The sequence below is a fragment of the Pseudarthrobacter sp. NPDC058329 genome, from assembly GCF_042879835.1.
GTDB lineage: Bacteria > Actinomycetota > Actinomycetes > Actinomycetales > Micrococcaceae > Arthrobacter.
In genome coordinates this window covers 82,775-102,257 of the sequence record NZ_JBHVZR010000005.1, presented here as the reverse complement: position 1 = coordinate 102,257, position 19,483 = coordinate 82,775, and the positions used below count along the sequence as shown (strand labels likewise).

Annotated in this window: 20 protein-coding genes and 2 pseudogenes; 19 read left to right on the top strand and 3 right to left on the bottom strand. The window is 60.5% G+C overall.

Annotated elements, in window-relative coordinates:
- The first annotated feature begins 217 nt into the window (after positions 1-217).
- From ACFVYC_RS09245 to ACFVYC_RS09225, 5 genes and pseudogenes are all read left to right on the top strand, one after another.
- Positions 218-1,543 carry an MFS transporter gene (locus tag ACFVYC_RS09245; RefSeq protein ID WP_387549205.1) on the top strand — a complete coding sequence of 442 codons (1,326 nt, stop codon included), beginning with the start codon at positions 218-220 and terminating at the stop codon, positions 1,541-1,543.
- Positions 1,544-2,180: 637 nt separating this feature from the next.
- Entirely contained in the window at positions 2,181-2,687 is a 507-nt protein-coding gene (locus ACFVYC_RS09240) for a hypothetical protein (protein ID WP_387549204.1), read from the top strand.
- 681 nt (positions 2,688-3,368) lie between these two features.
- The gene (locus ACFVYC_RS09235; RefSeq protein ID WP_387549202.1) at positions 3,369-4,145 is read left to right on the top strand and encodes an ANTAR domain-containing protein; all 777 of its coding nucleotides are present in this window, start codon (positions 3,369-3,371) and stop codon (positions 4,143-4,145) included.
- 302 nt (positions 4,146-4,447) lie between these two features.
- Positions 4,448-4,591 carry a hypothetical protein gene (locus ACFVYC_RS09230; RefSeq protein ID WP_387549200.1) on the top strand — a complete coding sequence of 48 codons (144 nt, stop codon included), beginning with the start codon at positions 4,448-4,450 and terminating at the stop codon, positions 4,589-4,591.
- A gap of 270 nt (positions 4,592-4,861) precedes the next feature.
- A pseudogene (locus tag ACFVYC_RS09225) lies at positions 4,862-5,626 on the top strand (DDE-type integrase/transposase/recombinase); the annotation flags it as partial.
- 198 nt (positions 5,627-5,824) lie between these two features.
- Here ACFVYC_RS09225 and ACFVYC_RS09220 read toward each other — a convergent pair.
- Positions 5,825-6,271, bottom strand: coding sequence for a hypothetical protein (locus ACFVYC_RS09220; RefSeq protein ID WP_387549199.1), 447 nt, complete (start codon positions 6,269-6,271; stop codon positions 5,825-5,827).
- Between the two features lie 323 nt (positions 6,272-6,594).
- Here ACFVYC_RS09220 and ACFVYC_RS09215 point away from each other — a divergent pair, with 323 nt between their 5' ends.
- From ACFVYC_RS09215 to ACFVYC_RS09185, 7 genes are all read left to right on the top strand, one after another.
- Entirely contained in the window at positions 6,595-7,206 is a 612-nt protein-coding gene (locus tag ACFVYC_RS09215; protein WP_387549197.1) for a TasA family protein, read from the top strand.
- A 34-nt stretch (positions 7,207-7,240) separates the two neighbouring features.
- On the top strand, positions 7,241-7,876 hold the full coding sequence (locus ACFVYC_RS09210) for a signal peptidase I (protein WP_387549196.1): 636 nt from the start codon (positions 7,241-7,243) through the stop codon (positions 7,874-7,876).
- Positions 7,869-8,288, top strand: coding sequence for an Hpt domain-containing protein (locus ACFVYC_RS09205; protein ID WP_387549195.1), 420 nt, complete (start codon positions 7,869-7,871; stop codon positions 8,286-8,288). Before ACFVYC_RS09210 ends, ACFVYC_RS09205 begins: the two co-directional genes overlap by 8 nt.
- A 79-nt stretch (positions 8,289-8,367) precedes the next feature.
- Positions 8,368-8,832: a response regulator transcription factor gene (locus tag ACFVYC_RS09200; RefSeq protein ID WP_387549194.1), complete on the top strand. Its 465-nt coding sequence runs from the start codon at positions 8,368-8,370 to the stop codon at positions 8,830-8,832.
- 528 nt (positions 8,833-9,360) lie between these two features.
- Positions 9,361-9,534, top strand: coding sequence for a hypothetical protein (locus ACFVYC_RS09195; RefSeq protein ID WP_387549192.1), 174 nt, complete (start codon positions 9,361-9,363; stop codon positions 9,532-9,534).
- Between the two features lie 167 nt (positions 9,535-9,701).
- Entirely contained in the window at positions 9,702-10,637 is a 936-nt protein-coding gene (locus tag ACFVYC_RS09190; protein WP_387549191.1) for an ABC transporter ATP-binding protein, read from the top strand.
- 5 nt (positions 10,638-10,642) lie between these two features.
- On the top strand, positions 10,643-11,788 hold the full coding sequence (locus tag ACFVYC_RS09185; protein ID WP_387549189.1) for an ABC transporter permease: 1,146 nt from the start codon (positions 10,643-10,645) through the stop codon (positions 11,786-11,788).
- A gap of 19 nt (positions 11,789-11,807) precedes the next feature.
- On the opposite strand, the gene ACFVYC_RS09180 is transcribed toward ACFVYC_RS09185, so the two are convergent.
- The gene (locus ACFVYC_RS09180) at positions 11,808-13,043 is read right to left on the bottom strand and encodes an IS110 family transposase (protein ID WP_387549187.1); all 1,236 of its coding nucleotides are present in this window, start codon (positions 13,041-13,043) and stop codon (positions 11,808-11,810) included.
- 400 nt (positions 13,044-13,443) lie between these two features.
- Between ACFVYC_RS09180 and ACFVYC_RS09175 the strand changes: the two genes are divergently transcribed.
- The 3 genes and pseudogenes from ACFVYC_RS09175 to ACFVYC_RS09165 all read left to right on the top strand — a co-directional run bounded on the left by ACFVYC_RS09175 (position 13,444) and on the right by ACFVYC_RS09165 (position 15,139).
- Complete coding sequence (locus ACFVYC_RS09175; RefSeq protein ID WP_387549186.1) at positions 13,444-14,145, top strand: class I SAM-dependent methyltransferase; 702 nt, start codon at positions 13,444-13,446, stop codon at positions 14,143-14,145.
- A gap of 189 nt (positions 14,146-14,334) precedes the next feature.
- Positions 14,335-14,686, top strand: a pseudogene (locus ACFVYC_RS09170) (recombinase family protein); the annotation flags it as partial.
- A 300-nt stretch (positions 14,687-14,986) separates the two neighbouring features.
- Entirely contained in the window at positions 14,987-15,139 is a 153-nt protein-coding gene (locus ACFVYC_RS09165; RefSeq protein WP_387549184.1) for a hypothetical protein, read from the top strand.
- Positions 15,140-15,469: 330 nt separating this feature from the next.
- Here the strand turns inward: ACFVYC_RS09165 and ACFVYC_RS09160 are convergent, their stop codons facing one another.
- Complete coding sequence (locus ACFVYC_RS09160) at positions 15,470-16,591, bottom strand: glutamate--cysteine ligase (protein ID WP_387549182.1); 1,122 nt, start codon at positions 16,589-16,591, stop codon at positions 15,470-15,472.
- A gap of 178 nt (positions 16,592-16,769) precedes the next feature.
- On the opposite strand from ACFVYC_RS09160, the gene ACFVYC_RS09155 reads away from it, so the two are divergent.
- The 4 genes from ACFVYC_RS09155 (at position 16,770) to ACFVYC_RS09140 (ending at position 19,077) form a co-directional block, all read left to right on the top strand.
- Entirely contained in the window at positions 16,770-17,603 is an 834-nt protein-coding gene (locus tag ACFVYC_RS09155) for an SGNH/GDSL hydrolase family protein (RefSeq protein WP_387549180.1), read from the top strand.
- A 582-nt stretch (positions 17,604-18,185) separates the two neighbouring features.
- The gene (locus ACFVYC_RS09150; RefSeq protein WP_387549178.1) at positions 18,186-18,683 is read left to right on the top strand and encodes a DUF2975 domain-containing protein; all 498 of its coding nucleotides are present in this window, start codon (positions 18,186-18,188) and stop codon (positions 18,681-18,683) included.
- Positions 18,683-18,919, top strand: a complete 237-nt coding sequence (locus ACFVYC_RS09145; protein ID WP_387549177.1) for a helix-turn-helix domain-containing protein — start codon at positions 18,683-18,685, stop codon at positions 18,917-18,919. The genes ACFVYC_RS09150 and ACFVYC_RS09145 overlap by 1 nt, the downstream gene beginning before the upstream one ends.
- Entirely contained in the window at positions 18,916-19,077 is a 162-nt protein-coding gene (locus tag ACFVYC_RS09140) for a hypothetical protein (RefSeq protein ID WP_387549175.1), read from the top strand. Before ACFVYC_RS09145 ends, ACFVYC_RS09140 begins: the two co-directional genes overlap by 4 nt.
- The last annotated feature ends 406 nt before the right edge of the window (positions 19,078-19,483 follow it).

Below are 19,483 nucleotides of genomic sequence, written 5' to 3'. Positions count from 1 at the left end.
GATGATCGGCACGCCACGACGTCAGAGCAAACCTTTCGCTACGTGTCCGTATGCCCAGGGAATTCAACAATGATCGGTGTTTCATGGCAAACCTCCCCTGCTTCTTCGTTCGGGATACCGAAAACTGTCACCGGAGGCAACCTCTTCGGGTGGCAACTAAAAGCACGACCGCTCCGACCAGGCACACCCAGAACCGCAAGACGGCGGCCTCGGTAGCATGATGACGAAGAACGATACTCGAAGCGGTGAACTCAATGTCGAGGCGGAGACAAGTCCCACACAAAGAGGCCAGGATCGCCATCGCCCCTTCGACGCGCTCCGCGTGCACAATTTCCGGATCTACGTCGCTGCGAATCTTGCTGGCACGACCGCCACATGGGTGCAACGTATCGCTCAGGACTGGCTTGTGCTCGAGCTCACCGGCAGCGCATTTGCAGTCGGAATTACGGTTGCCCTGCAGTTCTTCCCGATGCTAGTCTTCGGACTCTACGGCGGGGTGCTCGCGGATCGTTTCGACAAGCGGCGCCTTCTAATTCTCGCGCAGAGCGCGCAGATGGTGCTCTCTGCCGCCCTCGGGCTACTGGTTCTTTTTGATCTACTGATGCCCATCCACATCTACGTCGCTGCATGCATGCTCGGATTCGCCACGGTCATCGATATGCCGGTGCGTCTCGCTTTCATAGGCGAGATTGTTGGCAAGCAGCATATGGCCAATGCACTGACCCTGAACTCGGCCACCGTTCAGGTTGGGGCGCTCCTAGGACCGGCCGTCGGCAGTGCTCTTCTAGCGTCCGTCGGCGGTGGGCCGGCCTTCCTATGTAATGCACTCGCATGCCTGCTTGCTGTCGCGGGCATCCTCTCCATGAGGACGCGTGAACTCAATCCAACACCGCCTTCAGCCCACGGAAGTGGCCAGCTTCTCGAGGCCCTCCGATTCGCCCTCGGGCGGCCCGACATGCTCTTGCCGCTCGTTCTCGTCGTCGTAGCCGCATTGTTCGCGGTGAACACGGCCATCGTCTACTCCGCGATGGCAGCGACTGTTTACGACGTTGGCGCGGGTGGCTACGGCCTTTTCCAATCGCTAACCGCGGCGGGTGCGCTCGGTGGCGCCTATCTCGCGATGCATCGCCGAACGCTGCGGCTCAGAACCGTCGTCTTCTCCGCGCTGCTCTACGGAGCCGCCCTGCTGCTCGCCGGAATGTTGCCTTGGTACGGTGCATTCGCTGCATCCCTGGTTCTCGTCGGCATCGGCAACATCCTTTTCATCACGGCGACCAACGCGCTCCTGCAATCGCTTGCTCCCCCAGCGTTCCGCGGACGAATTGTGTCTATTTTCATCCTCGCACTTCTTGGGAGTCAAACTATCGGCGGACCCCTTGTCGGCGGGATGACCGAATTGCTCGGTGCTGCGGCCACGCTCGTCGTCATGGGTGCCGTGATGCTGATATCTGCGACAGTGACGGCGTTGCTCATCGCCGTTCGTGGAAACTTTGGAGTTCGATTCAGTCGATCAGGGATGACAGTGGTCGCACCAGGAGAGTGAGCGTGATCGTGCAGTAGGTGAATACCTCAAAGTTCTTCGGAGGCACTACCCGGCTAACGGCCGACAAATTCGTCGACGTCGTGGACTTTCACGTTGCTCCGTCCGACCATGCCGTGCCGAAGAAATCCAGAAACGCCATCGTAAGCTGAGGAATTTCCTGTCGAACAAGGCACGCGGCATATAACGTTCACAGGTTGCCGCCAAAGAGCGATCAAATCCACGCCTCGCCCAGATCCTCCCAATTCCTGTCTCAATAACCGATCCTTTATCAAGATCAAAGGAGCGGCTCGTCGAAGTTTTTCCAAGCCCCGTCTTTTAGCTGTGATTTGCGGCGATAAATGGCGGCGTTTTCACAGCGCTATTTGACGCATGGAGTGTCAGCACAAACTTCCTCGTCGTTTTCGACGCGACGTCAACGGTCCAACGCCTGCCGTTCTCTAGCCTTAGAGGACGCACAAGCATCCGGAGACAAGGAGTAGCCACACCCTTGAAGGTCCCTTGCCCACCCATCGCAGTTCTGCCCGACACGGCCAACACAAGACTGTTAGTCGAGCTGACAAGCCACGCAGGTGACCTCTCGGAAGCCGCGCACGCCTTGAGCTGTGCACTAACCGCGGGTGAGGACTCAGAGCTGTGGATGCCGCTGACCTCTCATGCTGTCACGGCATATATCCGTCCCTTTATCCACTCCAACGTCCGAAGCCGACTCGACGAGATGTCAGTGGTTCCGGCCATTCCGGCCAACCTTCAACCCGTACATGACGTTATTCGGAATTATCGGAACACCACCATCGCGCACTCACAATCGACGCTGGCTATGCCCGTGCCTGTTGCCATTCTCGATGCCCAGGGGAAAGGGGTCGACGTACTGGGTGTCTCTGTCATCCATCAGATGCCGTTAGCCGTGGCTGAACGTTTCAGCGACCTTATCCGTACCGTGGAAGACATTGTTGAGCAGGCAACACAGCCAGTTTTGGAGCGGTTGCGGACCTGGTTCAAGGGGCTAGACGCCGCAGCCATCGACGGCTGGGAGCTACCCGAGATCATTGGCGCCCTCGACTCCGATTTCACGGCTGCCCATCGAAGAAAACGAACCCCTCAGTTCACGGCCTATTGGCGCGTCTTGGAGGAGAACTGCCCGTAGGGGGCACTTCTCCCCGCAGGATCCCTGGTCCAATCCAAGAAATGGCCTCTTTCTGTGATCGCCATATTTCCATGACAGACCCGTGAGCTGTCGCGTATCGCTTGGGTTACGAGGCGTCTTAGCCACTGGGAACACTCCGCATGCATGGAAGCGGTTTTCGAGGCCAAACGGTTCTTACAACTATGTATCGCAACTGGGTGCTTCAACTTCCGTCATCGTCATCGGTTGCGAGACAGAGTTTCCTGGGGAATAACCAGTGTTGGTCCGAAGTCTTCTGCTGGAATGTCCAGAGTCCCTTCGTCAGTTCACTGGTGGCCGGCGTGTCTAACCTTCAAGGCGGACCGTCTACGAACTAATCAACTCGTTTACCGAAAAGCCTCACGGTAACGTCAACCCCCGGAAAGCCTGTCGGTCCCCCACCGGCAGGCTTTCTTGGTACCCGTACGAGCTGGCATTGACGCAGCAACCGAGCCGGGTCCGACTGCTCGATTGGAGTGGGGCCGACTTCACGTGTCCACTTCCCTGGCCGTGCTCACCGCCAAAGGAAGGAGCCTTCAGTGATCGGCTCGTCGGGGCTTAGGATTAGCCTAATCATCTAGCAATCCGGTACTTACCGGTGGGTGGCGGGCCTTACAAGCCCGGACGCCGCAACGGTGAGCATCGCCGAAAGCTGGAAACAGTATGTCTGACAACGACCCACGCACTGATATCTCAGCTGATATCCCTGCCGATGCTTTTACTGATGTCTCTGTGCCGGGGATGCTGCAGGACATGGTGCTTGAAAGTAATGACGTCGAGGGATTCCTGACGAACCTAGCGAAGCTAGCCGCAGAAAGGTTTTCTTCCCCTGACGCTGAGGTTCTCGCCGCGGTGACACTCCTGCGACCGCGAACCAAAGTGACTGTGGCTAGCAGCAACGAACACGCGCAGAAGATGGATGAAGTTCAATACAAGTTCGACGACGGGCCCTGCCTGCGAGCCGCCCGCGAAGAGAAAACCTACACGGTCACGGACTTCCGAACCGAGAGCAGATTCGGCCAGTACCCGGAAGCCATTGCCGGCCACGGCGTTCTCTCAGCGATGGGTATTCCTATCCCCCTCGACGGGGACGCTAATGCAGGACTGAACCTCTATGCACCGACGGCGCGACACTTCACCGCGGAGGACATTGCAGAAGCCGAACTGCTGGCACGCCAGGCGTCGAAGGCTTTGCGCATGGCCGTACGGATCGCGAAGGCCACCGATACAAGTGATCACCTCAAAGCAGCTATGAGTTCCCGCACCGTCATCGACGTGGCTGCCGGGATCGTCATGGCACAGAACAGGTGCAGCCACGACACAGCCATGACGATCCTGAAAGCCGCCTCCAGTGGACGGAACATCAAACTCAACTCTGTAGCCGCCGCTGTCGTGCAATCCATGGGCCACGGAATCCCCAACACCCACTTCGACGGCTAACCGAAACCTGCCAGACAGCGCAAGCACTGCATGCAGCCTTGAACGCGTGCCCGTTGGCGGGTCGACCAACGGGCGCAAAAATTCGAACGCTTGCCCACGCCGGGGCGGCGTCGAGATGCCCGTCAGTGAGCCCGACGGAGGCTTTCCTCAACACCTATTTCGTACCAAAAGATGGCACACGGTTCCGGCGTATAAGTATCAAGGTTTCGATAAAGGGCATCCAGCAGTCGGGCTAGTTCTTCATCCGACAAGCTGGAAGTGATCACTTCCGGCCCTCTGGGGTCGGCGATGATCCTGAAAAGTTGTTGGTCCGTCATCGCCGGCTGTTGCCACTGCCCGGCGCCACAGTCCTCCTGCTGCGTCCCCAGGACGGGCTCCTATATCCGGCCCGCGGCAAGGTCTGGGTCAGCGTCAAGATCCATGCCGCCGTTCTCCTGCACAGTTAACGAGGGTGCTGGCTCTTCCCTAGACGCCTGTGTAAGCGGCAACTTTAAACTGACCGGAGACGGAAAATCTGGCTGACTGTTCGCGGCAGCGGTTTGACCAGCGGCGGCAAGCATTTTTGAACACCACTAGGCCACCTTTTGGTGGTCTTGCGTGCCGGGATTCCCTTGTCCATCCCTCGTGTCGTTACGGGGAGAGCCCCTTCCTTCCGCGGTGAAATGGCGATGCCAATCGTCTGTATTTCACCCGTTGTGGGAAGGAAGGGGCTTGTTGTGAAGTCTCCAGGAGAGTTCATGGAAATTTTAGCTGCTTATGATTTGACCCGGTCGTACCGGGATGCTGCGAAGATCTGCGGTGTTTCACACAACACGGTGCGCTCGTATGTGAAGGCCCGTGAGGAGGGCGCGCAGGCGCCCGTGGCCCGGCAACGCGGTCGGCTGACCGACCCGTTCCTGCCGCAGATGATCTCGTGGGTGGAGCAGTCCCGCGGGAAGATCCGCGGCGATGTCGTGCATGAGAAGCTCCGGGCTTTGGGCTTCACCGGGTGTGAGCGAACGACCAGGACCACCCTGGCTGAATTGAAGGCGAAATACGGGGCCCGGAACGTGCGCGTGCACCGCCCCTGGACTCCTGAGCCGGGTCTGTGGCTTCAATATGACTACGGGGACGGGCCCGTCGTTGACGGAGTGAAGACCGTACTGTTCGTGGCCTGGCTGGCCTTCTCGCGGTTCCGCATCGTGATCGCGTTGCGGGATAAGACCATGCCGAGCGTGTTCGCCGCTCTGGACCGGACGTTTCGCCTGATCGGCGGGGTCCCGACCTACGTATTGACCGATAACGAGAAGACCGTCACGGTCGAGCACGTCGCCGGGATCCCGGTCCGGAACCACCAGATCGTGGCGTTCACCAGGCACTACTCGACCTCGCTACAGACATGCCTGCCGGCCGATCCTGCCTCGAAGGGCGGGGTCGAGAACGCGGTGAAGATCGCCAAAGCCGACCTCGCCCCAAAAGAGACCAATCTGCTGCCCGAGTACCGGCAATGCAAAATCCTTAAACCTCTGCGAGAGATCCTTCCGCCCGGAACGACGCCTCCCCCGCGGACCTTCCTCAGACATACGTAGTGTCTCCCCCGTTGACCTGGACTCAAACTCAATCCTAGAACCGCCAGGTCCAGCATTTTGTCACTTTTCTGCCAGGGGATGGCAGTCAGCGCCACGCCAACTAAGGAATGCTCAGCAGCTGATGCGGAGGGGTTGTGAGGAGCTGCTCCAGGCGTTGGTTGTATCCGGCACCTGGTACTGGGCCTCAACCGCGTATTCCCACGTCCCGCTGGCAGCAGAGTTGGACGAGTACCCTCTTACGGTGGTGGTGAGATCGCGCGTGACCTTGTTGTTCGATGGATCTGTGATGGTCAGGGCGTAGGCGTTCGCTTTGGGCACGGTTCCGTGGCTGACAACAATGATGTCCAAGCGGTGTTTGCCGCTGTTCCCGAGCGGCAGGCAGGTTGCCGTGATGATGTTGTCGGCGGGCGCAGCGAGGATATGCGTGCCGGCTGTGAGTTTGGCGGTAGCGGCCGAGGTGAAGAAGGCGTGTGCGGCTGGTGCGCCGGCGATGAGGCACGACAGGAGCAGGAGCATCACAGCGGTGATGGTCCTCCCATGGATCCTGTCTGTTCCCACAATGCGTCCCTCCCGTGACCTGAGTCCGACCATTGCACTGTGACAGAGCCCGGGACAGACGTCTTTTCTCCACCTTCGCGGAAGAATCTCAAGACCAGGTCAAGACAGTATCTGGAAGTCCTAAATTCACTGGCCCGGACTGTGATTCCCGCCACATTGCACGGCTGACCTGCGGAAATGCGAAGTATTGCGTGATTCTTGAGCCTCTGTGTGGACTTCTCTTGATGCTGTTTTGGGAGGGTGTTCGTGTCAGGCCAAGCAGTGCGCCTGACGTTCGCGCCGACCCATGGGGGGTGGGCCAGTTACCGAAAAGGACTACTCTCTTGGGCATCAGCATGAAGACCACCACCGGTAAGATCCTCGCTTCCGTAGCCTTGGTGGGAACGGCGGCCGCAGTTGCGGGCATGGGCACCTATGGTGCGTTTACCTCTACGACTTCTGCTAGCGAGGAAGTTACTGCGGGCACCGTGAAGATTGCTGTTGGCACTGGAGCGAACAACACGATGAACGTTCCCGTCACCGGTGTCCTGCCCGGGGATAAGAGCGAAAAGCTCGTAACTCTCGCCAACTCCGGCGACTCCGACCTGAATAACGTCACCCTGAGCACGGCGGCCGCCGGTACTACAGCCTCCCTGCTGACGACCGATCAGACTCACGGTCTGCAGCTGACCATCGAGAACTGCACTGTCCCCTGGACCGGGTCTGCCGCACCGTACACCTGCGCCGGTGGCACGTCCTCCGTTGTTTTGACCAGCCCGATTATCACCGGCACCCCCAAGGCCCTGGCAAACCTGACAGCCTTGACCGCCGGCAACACCGACAACCTCAAAGTCACCACGACCCTGCCGGGCACCGCCTCAGACGATTTTCAGGGTCTGACCAGCACCGTCGACTTCACCTTCACCGGCACCCAGCGGACCGCCACCACCAAGTAACGCCGGCCGCTCCACCCCGGAACGAGGACCACCCATGAGTGCTGCCATTGACTTCGCCCAGACCCCCGTCCAGGGCTCGGTCCGGTCGCGCCACGCGACCGGTTTCCGTGCCGGTTTCGGGCCGGTGGTGTGTGTTCTTCGCCGGTCACTGTCGTTCCTGGCCACGGGCGCGCTGGTCCTGGCAGCAGTAGCGTTCCTGATGCTGGCCGTCGGGCCCCGCCTGTTCGGCTACCAGACCTCTACGATGCTGACCGGCTCGATGTCCCCACTCATCAACCCCGGAGACGTCCTCGTCACCAGACCCGTCCCGGCCAACGACATCAGGGTCGGTGACGTCATCACCTACCACATCCCCATTGAGGACCTCCGCGTTGAAACGCACCGGGTAACAGAGGTGGTCACCAACGCGGACGGCAGCATCGCAGTACGGACCAAGGGCGATGCGAATAACGGGGTGGACCCCTGGTTGGCGACTATCAGCGGATCCACCGTGGACCGGCATGTCCTGACCGTCCCCCATCTTGGACAGGTCATCCGGGCGGTCCGCGAACCCCTCGTGCTCAATACGCTCATGTATGGGGCCCCCGCCATCCTGGTTGTAGGGATGCTGGCCAGCATTTGGATAAAGAAGCCCGAGCAGACGGCACCGGCAGCTGAGAAGAATGCCTGAACGGCCAGCACTCTTTGACCCGAACGTCATCAGAAGCCTGGCAGATGAACTGAACAGCCCTGACATCGCACTGCGCTTCTTGGGTGAATATCTCCGCATGCTCCCGGAGCGCCTAAAAAGCATCCTCACCGCCCTGGACGACAGGGACACGGCAGCGTCCCTCGATGCTCTCCTCAGCCTGAAAATCACCTCATCGATGACCGGCGCGCTGCGGGCCGAAGCCTGCTGCAGGACCCTGCACGCACTGGTTCGAGAGAAAAACGTCGAACAGGCACGCGTGGAAGCTGGAGTACTGACCGCCACCGTTGCCCACCTTCACGCAGCAGCACCAACCCTGCTGGGGTGGGCAAAGACGGACCTTGAATACAAATCAATTCAAGGACCGGCGCCCCAAGGGAGTCGTCGCTTTTGATGCGTTCGGAAGTAACACTCCCTGCCCGGTAGCCCGGGCAGGCCTACAGTGGTGGCAACCAAGGTAGCCGGGGGCGTTGATGAAAGAACAGCGGGTGTGCGTTGTCGTTGAAGACGACGCCGATATCCGGACACTGATCGAACTGGTGCTGAAACGTGCCGGCTTTGACGTGCGTGCCGTGAGAACAGGGGCCGAAGGTATCGCCGCTGCCAGTGACCCTGCCGTTGCCCTGATCACGCTGGACCTGGGACTGCCCGATATGGATGGCCACGTCGTTGCCCGGGCGATACGGGCACTGAGCAATGCACCCATACTTTTCCTCACCGCCAGGGCAGACAACGATGATGTTCTCGCCGGCATGGCCTCCGGAGCGGCCGGTTACCTCAGCAAACCTTTCCGCCCCAGGGAACTCGCCGAAACTGCTTTGGACCTGTGCCCGGCAGCGCATGCCCCGAGGCTGAAATCAGCCCCGGACGCCGGGCAGAACAGGTCCAGGCCCAACGGTGCAATACCGGCACCTGCCGCCGCCGTTGTCCTCGACTAGGGCAGGAAAAAGCCATTCGTCCAGGACGGTTCAACGCGCTGCCCTTTGCGCTGACACCGAAACGCCGGGCAGTAACCGCTACTCGTCAATCCTTCGTTGGCTTCGCGATCCTTCTGGGTCTTTCCGGGATCCCGCATGGATCATTGAAGTCCTCAAACTTTCAAAGCGATTTCATGAGCCTGCGGGTTGTAATGGGTGCTGGCTCCAGACGTGCTGAGACCGGGAGCCAGCCCCACCCCCTAGCAGCTACTCCCCGGGCGAAGACACGCTCGTCCTCCCCCCAACAAGGACGAAGAGCAGCCCACTGCAAATCATCGTGCAATACCCGGCACCAGGCAACGGCTGCATACCCGCCGTTCTGCCGAGCAGCCGCCCACGGCAAAGGAAAACCCGCGCTGCAATGTCCCGTTGCAATAAAGACATCCGGTTCGACGGGCGCGGGAGATAATGGCCAAGACCGGAAAAGGCGCACCCCTCTACCGGCACTTCCTCCCCCGCTCCCCTCAACTACTCCGGAGACGGCCGCCGATGCCTGATGCTGCAACGCTTTCCTTCGCCCTCACATACATGGGAACGTTGGCCGTGGCTGCTCTGTTGTTCTTCGGCCAACTAGCTGCCCTCACCATCCTTCTGGCCCTGGCCGGGGTAATCAGGCTGTTAACTCTCCCCTTTTACGCGCTGATTCGGCGTGCGGAAAAGTGAACCCACTGCTGCTGTGGCCGCCGCAGCGGCCCTGCGCTGAACTGCTCGCCGGCGCCGTCCTCTCTCCGGCCTTTAGAGTCTTCAGGGTCATCTTGGGGGCTGAGTCGTCCAACGGGGCCTGTGGATAGACTCGAAGGATCATTCGACGGCACTTTTGGGGAAAAGGCATGAGCGAAGCACTCGTCCACATCAACAATTTCAGGATGGATTTCGGAGACAAGACGGTCATCCGGGATTTGTCCTTCGATGTGGGGCGGGGTGAGACGTTCGGGTTCCTGGGCAGCAACGGGTCCGGGAAAACCACGACCATCCGGGCTCTGCTGGGCATCTACCAGCCCACCGCCGGGACCCTTCACATTGACGGGCGGCCGTTCCGGCCCGAGGACGGCGGACGCCTGGGGTACCTGCCCGAGGAACGCGGCCTGTACAAGAAGGAAAAGGTCATCGACGTGATGACCTACTTCGGCCGGCTCAAGGGCCTGGAGCGGCACGCCGCCAAGACCTGGTCGTTGGAGTATCTGGAGCGTGTCGCCCTGGTGGATAAGTCCGAGGTGCAGCTGGACAAGCTTTCCGGCGGGCAGCAGCAGAAGGTCCAGCTCGGTGTGACCATCATGAACGAACCTGAGCTGCTGATCCTGGATGAACCGACCAAGGGTTTTGACCCGGTCAACCGGCGCCTGCTGATGGACATCATTGGCGAGCAGAAGACCAAAGGCGCCACGGTAGTGATGGTGACCCACCAGATGGAAGAAGTGGAACGGCTCTGTGACCGGGTGATCCTGCTCAAGAACGGCACCGCCGAGGCCTACGGAACCATCGATGACGTGCAGAACCAGTTCGGCGGCCGCGTCATCCGGCTCAAACACACCGGCCCCATCCCGGTGTCAAGACGGTACACGATCACGGTGAACGAGACGAACTACTCCGAGCTGTCCATCGGCGAGGACGCCGACGAGGCCGACATCCTTAAGGAGCTGATCGCTGCCGGTGTCACGGTCCGGTCCTTCACCACCACCAAGATTTCCCTGGAGGAGATCTTCATCCGGGTCTACGGCACCCAAAACGAAGCCCGGACCAGCACCTTCGACATGGCAGAGGCATAACAGTCATGGCACAGCACAACCTCGGCACCGTCGTCAGCTTCGAGTTCGTCCGCACGATCACCAAGGCACGCTTTTGGGTCGGTACCTTGTCCGTGCCGCTGATCATGGCCGTCGTGTTCGGCCTGATCTTTGTTAGCAACAGCGCCACCGCGTCCGCCTCTGATGCCCAGGAGAGCGCTGAGTTCTCCATCTCCTACAGGGACGCCTCAGGGCTGATCACCCCTGAACAGGCTGCGGTGTTCGGAGCCAACCCGGCTGCGTCACCGCAGGAGGGCATCAGCGCAGTCCGGACCGGGGCGGTGGATGCGTTCTTTGACTTCCCGGCCGACCCTGCCACCGCCGAAATTAAGGTCTACGGCGCCGACGCGGGGTTGTTTGAGAACAACAAATACTCCGCTGTCACCCAGGCCATGCTCGACCAGGCCGTCAGCGCCCGGATCGGCGCCGAGGCACTGACGACCCTCGCCGCCGGCGACGCTTCCATCGACGTTACGACGTTTAAAGACGGCAAGGAAACCGGCGGGATCAACGCCGCCATACCTCCGTTGATGTTCCTGGTGATCTTCTACGCCCTGATCATCCTGCTCGCCGGGCAAATGCTTAGTTCCACACTGGAGGAGAAGGAAAACAGGGTCACCGAAATGATCCTGACTACCGTCAAACCCACGACCCTGATCAGCGGCAAAGTCCTGGCGCTCTTCGGCATCGGACTGGTCCAGATGCTCATCTTCGCTTCCCCGGTCATCATCGGCTACGTCTTCTTCCGCGAACAGATCAGCATCCCCGAACTCGACCTAGCCGCGCTGGTCTTTGACCCGGTCCCGATGATCATCGGGTTCCTGCTCCTGGTCGGCGGGTTTGCCCTGTTCACCACGACCCTGGTCGCGATCGGCGCGGTCATGCCGACCGCCAAGGAGGCCGGGAGCTTTATGGGTGTGATGATGGCCCTGATCTTCGTGCCCTTCTACACGATCTCCCTGATCTTCTCCAACCCCGAGTCCCTCATCGTTCAGGTCTTCACCTACTTCCCGTTTTCCTCCCCTGTCACCGCGATGCTCCGCAACGGCCTCGGATCCCTCAGCATTAGCGAGGCCGCCACCGTCCTCGCCATCCTCTACATCGGGGCGGTGCTAATGTTCTTCACTTCCTAGTACGTAAATAGATGGTGAGTTATGCGCTTGCCGGCGTGAGGCTGACCTCATAGCCGAGGGTTTTGAGCTGGCGGACGGCTCGGTTTCTGGCCTTGTCCGGATCGCGCCTGAGGTAGTAGTCGGGTCCGGGGTCGATGTAGATCTCGCCGTTTGCGAGCATGTTCCATGTTGCGGTCAGAATGACGCGTTCAATTGCAACAAGGGCTTTCTTTGGACCCCGTCGGGCAGCGATCCGCCGGTATTTCTGGGAGAGGTACGTGTCCTTGAGCCGGGCTGCCGTCAGCGCAGTCGTGCCCAGGGCAGCCTTCAGGTAATTATTGCCCGGTCTGGTTCTGGTGGATTTGATATGTTCGGCGGACTCATTCGAGCCGGGGCAAACGCCGGCCCATGAGGCCAGATGCGCCGAGGTGGGGAAGATGTTCATGTCCGCGCCTGTCTCGGCGATGATGACATCGGCGACCAGAATGGAGACTCCAGGGATTGTGATCAGTGCCTCTCGTGCGCCACGAAAGGGCGCGATCGCCATCTCGATGCGCTCGGTGTAGTCAGTGACGGCGCTGGTGTGGTGATCGATTTGGTCCAGGTGCACCCGGACCATGAACGCTTGGTGTTCTCCGAACCTGCCGGTGAGCGCTTCGACCAGCTCTGGGATTTTTGACCGCATGCTTTTCTGCGCGTATTCCGCCAACACTTCTGGGTCGCGCTCACCGCCAACGAGTGCCTCCAACATTGCCCGGGAAGAGACGCCGGTGAGGTTGCTGACGACGCTGGAGAGCTTGATGCCGCTGCCTTCCAGAAACTTCTCCAGGCGGTGGATCTCCCGCGTTCTGTCCTGCACGGCAATGGCCCGGGCACGGGTCAGATCCCGCAGTTCCCGGATCGGTTCTGGCGGCACGAAGGAGCCCCTCAAAAGGCCGTGGGATGCGAGCTGTGCCAGCCACGACGCGTCAGAGACATCGGTCTTGCCCCCCGGAATGTTCCGTGCGGCCTTGGCATTGACCAGCATCACGGGCAGGGCCGATTCCAGCAGATAGTAGAACGGCTTCCAGTAGTCACTGGTCGCTTCCATCACCACTACTATGACCTGCTGCTCCTCGAGGAAAGCGCGCAACTGCAGGATCTCATTCGTGGTTGATCCCCAGGTGGTTACCGTCGAGCTGAACCGGCCGCGTTGATGTCCCGGGACCCGCACGCAGACCTTCGCGTCGTGTTTGGAGATATCCATGCCGACGGCGCGCTCATGCACAATATCCATTGTCTAGTCCTTTGTTCAGTAGCGGAGCGTCCACCGCGGGAAGGACAGGGATAAATTCAGGAATCTAGCACTCGTGCTCGAAGCAACAATCCACGGTTCCCGTGGGAGTCCTTCACGTCACGCTTGGAAGCGGGCTCAGTCTCGGCACCAAGGAAGTCCGGCGTCATCCGCGGCAGACACGGCCATCATGCACCCGACGCCCGCAGGAAGACCAGAGCCGGGAAGCCAACCACGCCCCCATTTTCACACCTCACGGCGCGGCAGCGCCCCTAAGCCGCTTGGAAGTGGGACACTGCTCTTCACGTCCCAACGCCTGCCTATAGATGAGTTCTCAGGTCCGCGACCGCGCCGAACGTAACAACGCTATTTAGGGGATGGATGCCATGAGATGCTGACCGTTATGAGCTCTCCCAGCTGGTACCCCAATGAACTCGCTCTCGCTGGCCGAGAGAACTTGGACATGGAACATGTCGCCCGGTACGACGGGAAAATGGACTCCAGTGCCAGGGATGAGCTCTCGGTTTTGAAAGGTTACGGGCTCAACGCGCAGTCGACCATCATCGAATTTGGGGCAGGCACAGGACAGTTAACAGTCGAGGCGGCGCGGGCCTGCGCCCGTGTAGTCGCAGTCGACGTTTCCCCACCAATGCTCGCCTACCTAGAGACGAAACTGTCAGACCAGGATCTGACCAACGTAACGCTGGTCAACGCCGGATTCCTCAGTTACACCCAGCCCGAAAGCCAGGCCGACTTCGTCTACTCCCGCTACGCGCTGCATCACCTCCCTGATTTCTGGAAAGCGATCGCACTGGACCGGATGCGAAAACTACTGTCCCCCGGGGGCATCTGCCGCTTGTGGGACGTCGTCTACGACTTCAATCCCGCGGACGCCACAGGACAAATTGAGACGTGGTGCTCCCAAGGCGGTGCCAACGTCGATGGTGAGTGGAGCCGAGATGAATTCGAAGAGCATATAAGGGACGAGCACTCGACGTTCCGCTGGCTCCTTGAGCCCATGATTGAACGCGCCGGTTTCGACATAGTCGAGGTCCAGTACACGGCAGAAACTTTCGATGCGAAGTACGTACTGCGCGCTACCTAGGACCTAGGTAGCGCCACGAATGGTAGTCGATCAGGATAAATGGGAACTACGAATGGCAGGTGCGGCCGCCCCGTAGGGTCACCGCTCCTCGAAACTGGAATCCCAACGCGCCGCCACCAATGCGTGTCCAAACCTCTGTCATTTTCGAAGTCGTCTGCGCGGAAATCCGCAGGAATACGGGGGTTGTGCAAAGTCCCCACCGGTCAAGGCGCGGCCATCGACACCACCACCGCCTCCGGGAAGCTGGCCTTCGGGATCTTCGCCGCCCTTGCCGAGTTCGAACGCGAACTCATTTCCGAGCGCACCCCTCGCCGGCCTCGCTTCCGCCCGTGCGCGCGGCCGCAACGGCGGCGGCCGCCCCTACAAGATGACGCCCGCCAAAGTCCGGCTCGCCATGGCTTCGATGGGTAAACCCGAGACCAAGGTCAGCGACCTCTGCATCGCGCTCGGCATCACCCGTCAGACCCTTTACCGACATGTATCACCAACGGGAGACACAAAGAAAGCCCGCCGAATGGGGGGCCGACGGACTTCCGGGTGAGATGCTACCGGCAACCAATTACGACATCGAGTGGAGCGATCTCCCCGCCTGGGTCCGTTCACAGGGTTTTCGCAAGGTTTTTGCAAAGTCACGGTCGAAGGGTTTCCCCAAGGTCACCGCTGCATGCTTTCCGTATCTGGCTCAGGAGTTAGCCCTCACGACTTATACAGCCAGTGCGCCGTTCGTGGCATCGCAACCCCCATGCGATGCCACGCCCGGCGGCCAGGTCTCCCGCTCCAGACGTGAACAGCCCACTCGTGCCGCGCGTCGCCGGAGCGCGTCACGGATAGGACTGGGGAAATGCCCATCACCAGCAACGTCGCCTGGGACGAACGACTCGAGGCCTTCAAGGGCAGGGACACGGCCCCATACATCGAGACGGTCAAGGCAAGCAGCCGGGGCAGGGAGCGTCTTGGTCATCAGCGGCGACAACCTGACTTTTACGGACACTGACCTGGAGCTCGCAGCAGCTGCCCGCATCGGCACACTGGTCACCGGAATTGTCCCGGCGTCCTCGGTGCCATGTGTAGGGTCCGGCCACAGCCCTTCGTGGTCAAGGCCAATTGCTTTCAACCTTTTCGGTGCAGACGACTTCGGACATCCCGTGCGGACGACTTCGGAAACTGGCATCACGGATCGGAATGGCGTAACCTCACCGTCCCGGATGATATTCCAAAACCTCTGCCATACTCACCTGTCACTGATACAACCTTCGGTACGGTTGCAGCATGCGCCGAGGGTGCATAAGGCACTTGGTTTGAATGGGAGCCGTGTCAACGTTGTTCAGGCGGTAGTGCGTTTTGCCGCATCCAAAACGACTTCGCGTAACTTTCGGGCACTGTTCATGACGGTTCTCTGCCGACTCGCGCCTGTCCCGTTGGCGAGGATCTGCCGGATGGTTTTCTCCACCAGTGACCTGTCTCCGGTTTCCGACAGGGCTGGCTCGACGTGCTCCAAGAGAGCTGCCACACTTTCTTCTGCCGGACGGGGCCGGTTCAGCTTGGGATGGATGAGCTCATCCTCGATGCCGTACCTGCTGGCTCGCCATGAGGCCAGACGCAGCATTTCGGCAGGAACTGCAGGGGGCGGTTTCCCCTCGGCCCAGTCCGTAGCCGCCATCTCAACCAACGCTCGGACAACGGCGGCCACGGCTACGGCATGGGCTGGGTCGGTACAGACGTCCGGGACGCGGATTTCGATTGTCGGATAGGTCGCCGAAAGGCGGGCATCGAAGTAGATCTGGCCACGGTCCAGGAGGACGTCGCAGGAGAGCAGCATCTCAACCAGGTCGTAATAAGCCCGGGCCGAACCGAATATCTCGGTTGGTCCTGCTGTTGGCCAGCGTCTCCAAACCTGATAGCGGAAACTTGCATAGCCGGTGTCCTTGCCCTGCCAAAAGGGTGAATTCGCGGACAGGGCAATCAGGGTCGGCAGCCAGATCCTGATCCGATCAAGGGCAGCCACCCCCTCATCGGGAGAGTTGACGGAGACATGCACGTGGAAACCACACATCAATTGTTCCCTTAGTGCCAGCCCAAAACGCTCTTCCATGGCACGGTAGCGGGAGGTTTGGACCAGATGAGGCAATTCAGGAAGCGGTGAAGTTCCCAGAGCTGCAATCCTCGCTCCAAAGACCAGGGCCTGACGATTGGCTTCGGCCCTGCCTTCTTTGAGGGCGGCAGCAAGATCCGACAGGCAAGTGAAAGGAGCGGAAACCGCTTCGACTTGCTCGCGCTGTACCTCAGTGGTCAAGGTGTTGCCATGTGTTGCTGTTGACCGGCCGCCGCCCCCTCCTCTGGTGCTTTTGGCGGATGCGGCGGCAACGAGGTTTTCTCCGACCGCGGCATGATTCCCGGTTTGGACGTTGACGAGCAAAAACTCCTCTTCCACCCCGAAACTACGCATAACGCAAGTCTGCCCGTTCCCTCAGAATTCGCCAACGGATGTTCCACGCCAGGGGCTCTTGTGCCCGGAGAACGGGAACCGTACTGGACACGGGCAAGAATGGGAACATAGCGTCAGATTGTAGGGGCTGACAGGGCGAGTTGCCCGATGTGCACCGCCGGCCGAGAAGGAGGTTGCCGTGCCGAAAGTTGCGCGCTTCCTGCTCCTGCCGATTGTCATGCTCGCGGCGGTCACGGCCGCGCAGCCCACACCGACCGTGCCGCCGTCATCTTCCTCGCCGCCGCCCACCTCCATGGCAGCCTTGGGCGACTCCATTACCCGGGCCCTGGCAGTATGTTGTTCCAACGGTGACAACTCGCTCCACTCATGGTCCACGGGGCACAGCCCCGGCGATGGAGTCAGCAGCCACTATGAGCGGCTGACAGGACTGGACCCGGCTATCACGGGCCGCAACCACAACAACGCCATCAGCGGGTCCATAGCCAGACACCTTCCGGACCAGGCCGAAAAGGCCGTCCAGCAGAACGTGGAATACGTGACCATCCTGATCGGAGCAAACGACCTTTGCGCCTCATCTGCAGCCACAATGACATCCGAGGCAGAATTCGCTTCGCACATCACGACCGCCTTGGCGACGCTCCACGGCGGCCTACCCAAGGCACGCATCTTCGTCGGCAGCATCCCGGACCTCCACCAGCTCTGGAAGGTCCTGGAAAGCAACGCCGAGGCACGCAAAGCTTGGTCGAACGGCACCTGCCAATCGATGCTTGCTGCCAGCAACACCGAGGAACAGCGGCAATCGGTCATTGAACGGGAACTCGCGTTCAACCAGATCCTCGCCCATGCCTGTTCCCAGTACAAGAACTGCCGCTGGGACAACAACGCCATGCATGACTTCAAGTTCACGCCAAGCGACATTAGTGTGCTCGACTACTTCCATCCAAGCTTCGAAGGCCAAGCCCGTCTGGCCGAACTCACTTGGCAGGCGTCATGGTGGGGCAACCAGCAATAATCCCTTCGGCGGCGTGCCCATGAGAGCGGGTGGAATACATGTTCAGGCCCGCCTCGGCCTCCCCCACCAGGGCCGACGGTACCGACAGGCTAGTGGAACGCACGCAGAAGCAGAAGTGGGACTGAGCAGCGCATGGTGACTGCATCTTGATCTTGCCCCTCCGGCATCGTCAACGAGCGCCTCAGACCAAGATGGACCGACGTAGGGTCCCTCCTCTGGCTCGTCTGCCAGATAGCTGGTGATGTCCACGTACGCGCAGACCAGTTTCACGCCCAGGTTGGTGGGCAGCTCTTGGGGCCCGTTGGACAACCCTGAAGGGGCTGACCGGGTACAACACCTGCCAGGACCGGGCCAGTGATCCGCCGTGGCACGAAGGCCGCAACCCGGGCGTCCGGGAGCAAACCGTTGCCGGGTTCGGTCATGGCTTTTCCGCCAACAAGAGCACGCCGTAATCGTAGAGCCGGCACGGCGCTGCGGTTGGGAGCGCCGTGGGAAGCCGTCGTCTGTCTGAAGCTCAAGGATCTATCACACGCCGACACCTATTCAATTGCCTGTCGATAGAATATGAGCGAATCTTGATACGTGACAATTGATAATCGATTGGTTATTCCGCTTCGAGTTCTGCTGATAATGGTGTTCCTCGGCCTGCTGGTCGCCCAAGTCATGTCGTTTCCCGGGGAGTTTCTCTTCACAACCGAGGAGGAGCCGGCATTCGATCCCTGGCGGTGGCCGATGCTGCTGTTCTGGGAACTGGAAGCACTGTGTTTGCAGGTTGTGATCGTGTGCGTCTGGCGGCTGTTGACCCTGATCCAGCGCGACCGGATCTTCACCGCGGCCTCGCTGCGGTGGGTGGACCTGATCATGTGGGCGTTCGTTGTGGCGTGGCTGCTGCTGGCAGCCATGGCAGGCTCCCTCGTCGCGTACATCTACTTCACTCCTGAACTGCGCGACCCTGGGACGCCTGCGGTGTTGATCGGCATCACGATGATCGGTGCGGTGCTGGTTCTGCTAATCGTGGTGATGCGGGATCTGCTGCGCCAGGCGACGTCACTACGGACCGACATGGAAGGTGTGATCTGATGGCCATCGTCGTGCGCATCGACGTGGAACTGGCCAAACGCAAGATGAGCGTGGGTGAATTCGCCGAGCGCGTCGGGATCACCCCGGCCAACGTGGCGGTCCTGAAGAACGGCCGGGCCAAGGCAATCCGCTTCAGCACCTTGGACGCCATGTGCCGGGCTCTGGATTGCCATCCAGGCGACCTACTCGACTGGGCCGCCGACGGCGCTGGTGACGACGGGACAGAGAAATCATGAGGTGGCCGGTCCCACTCCTCGTCGTGGTGCTCGGCGTGGCAGTCTTCATCGTCGGCGGCGCCGATGACTCCCCGGGCTTGCAGGGCATCGGGGCGGCGCTCGTGGGTGGCGCGATCCTCCTTGGCCTCCGGGCGGCACGCCGGAACCGCCGGCGGTAAACGGTCGGCCGAAGGACGGCGCATTCCGCCCCTTCCGGGCGTGGGCGCCACACTGTCGTCACCTGCCTGGGAAGGTTAGCCCCCAATAACTCCCTAGTCAGGGAGCCGGGTTTGGCATCGCTCTCACCGACGCCAAGCCCTGCGGCCAGGCCGCAAACCTGAGTGGCCCACGCTCCTGAGATGGCTCTGCAAAGGCGGGGCGTCGAAACCTTTGACCTGTTGGTCGTACGTCTCGGTAAGGTACAGCTTTTCGAGACACTCCTCCGGTCCCTTGAATACTGGTGGCGGCTGCACCTGCGTCCCTTTGCCTGTCGTAGGAACTCGTCTCAACGAAATCTGTCTTGACCTCGTCATCTCCGGACTTGATGAAGCGATGCCCTTGCCCGTGAGCCGTTGCCCGGACGCG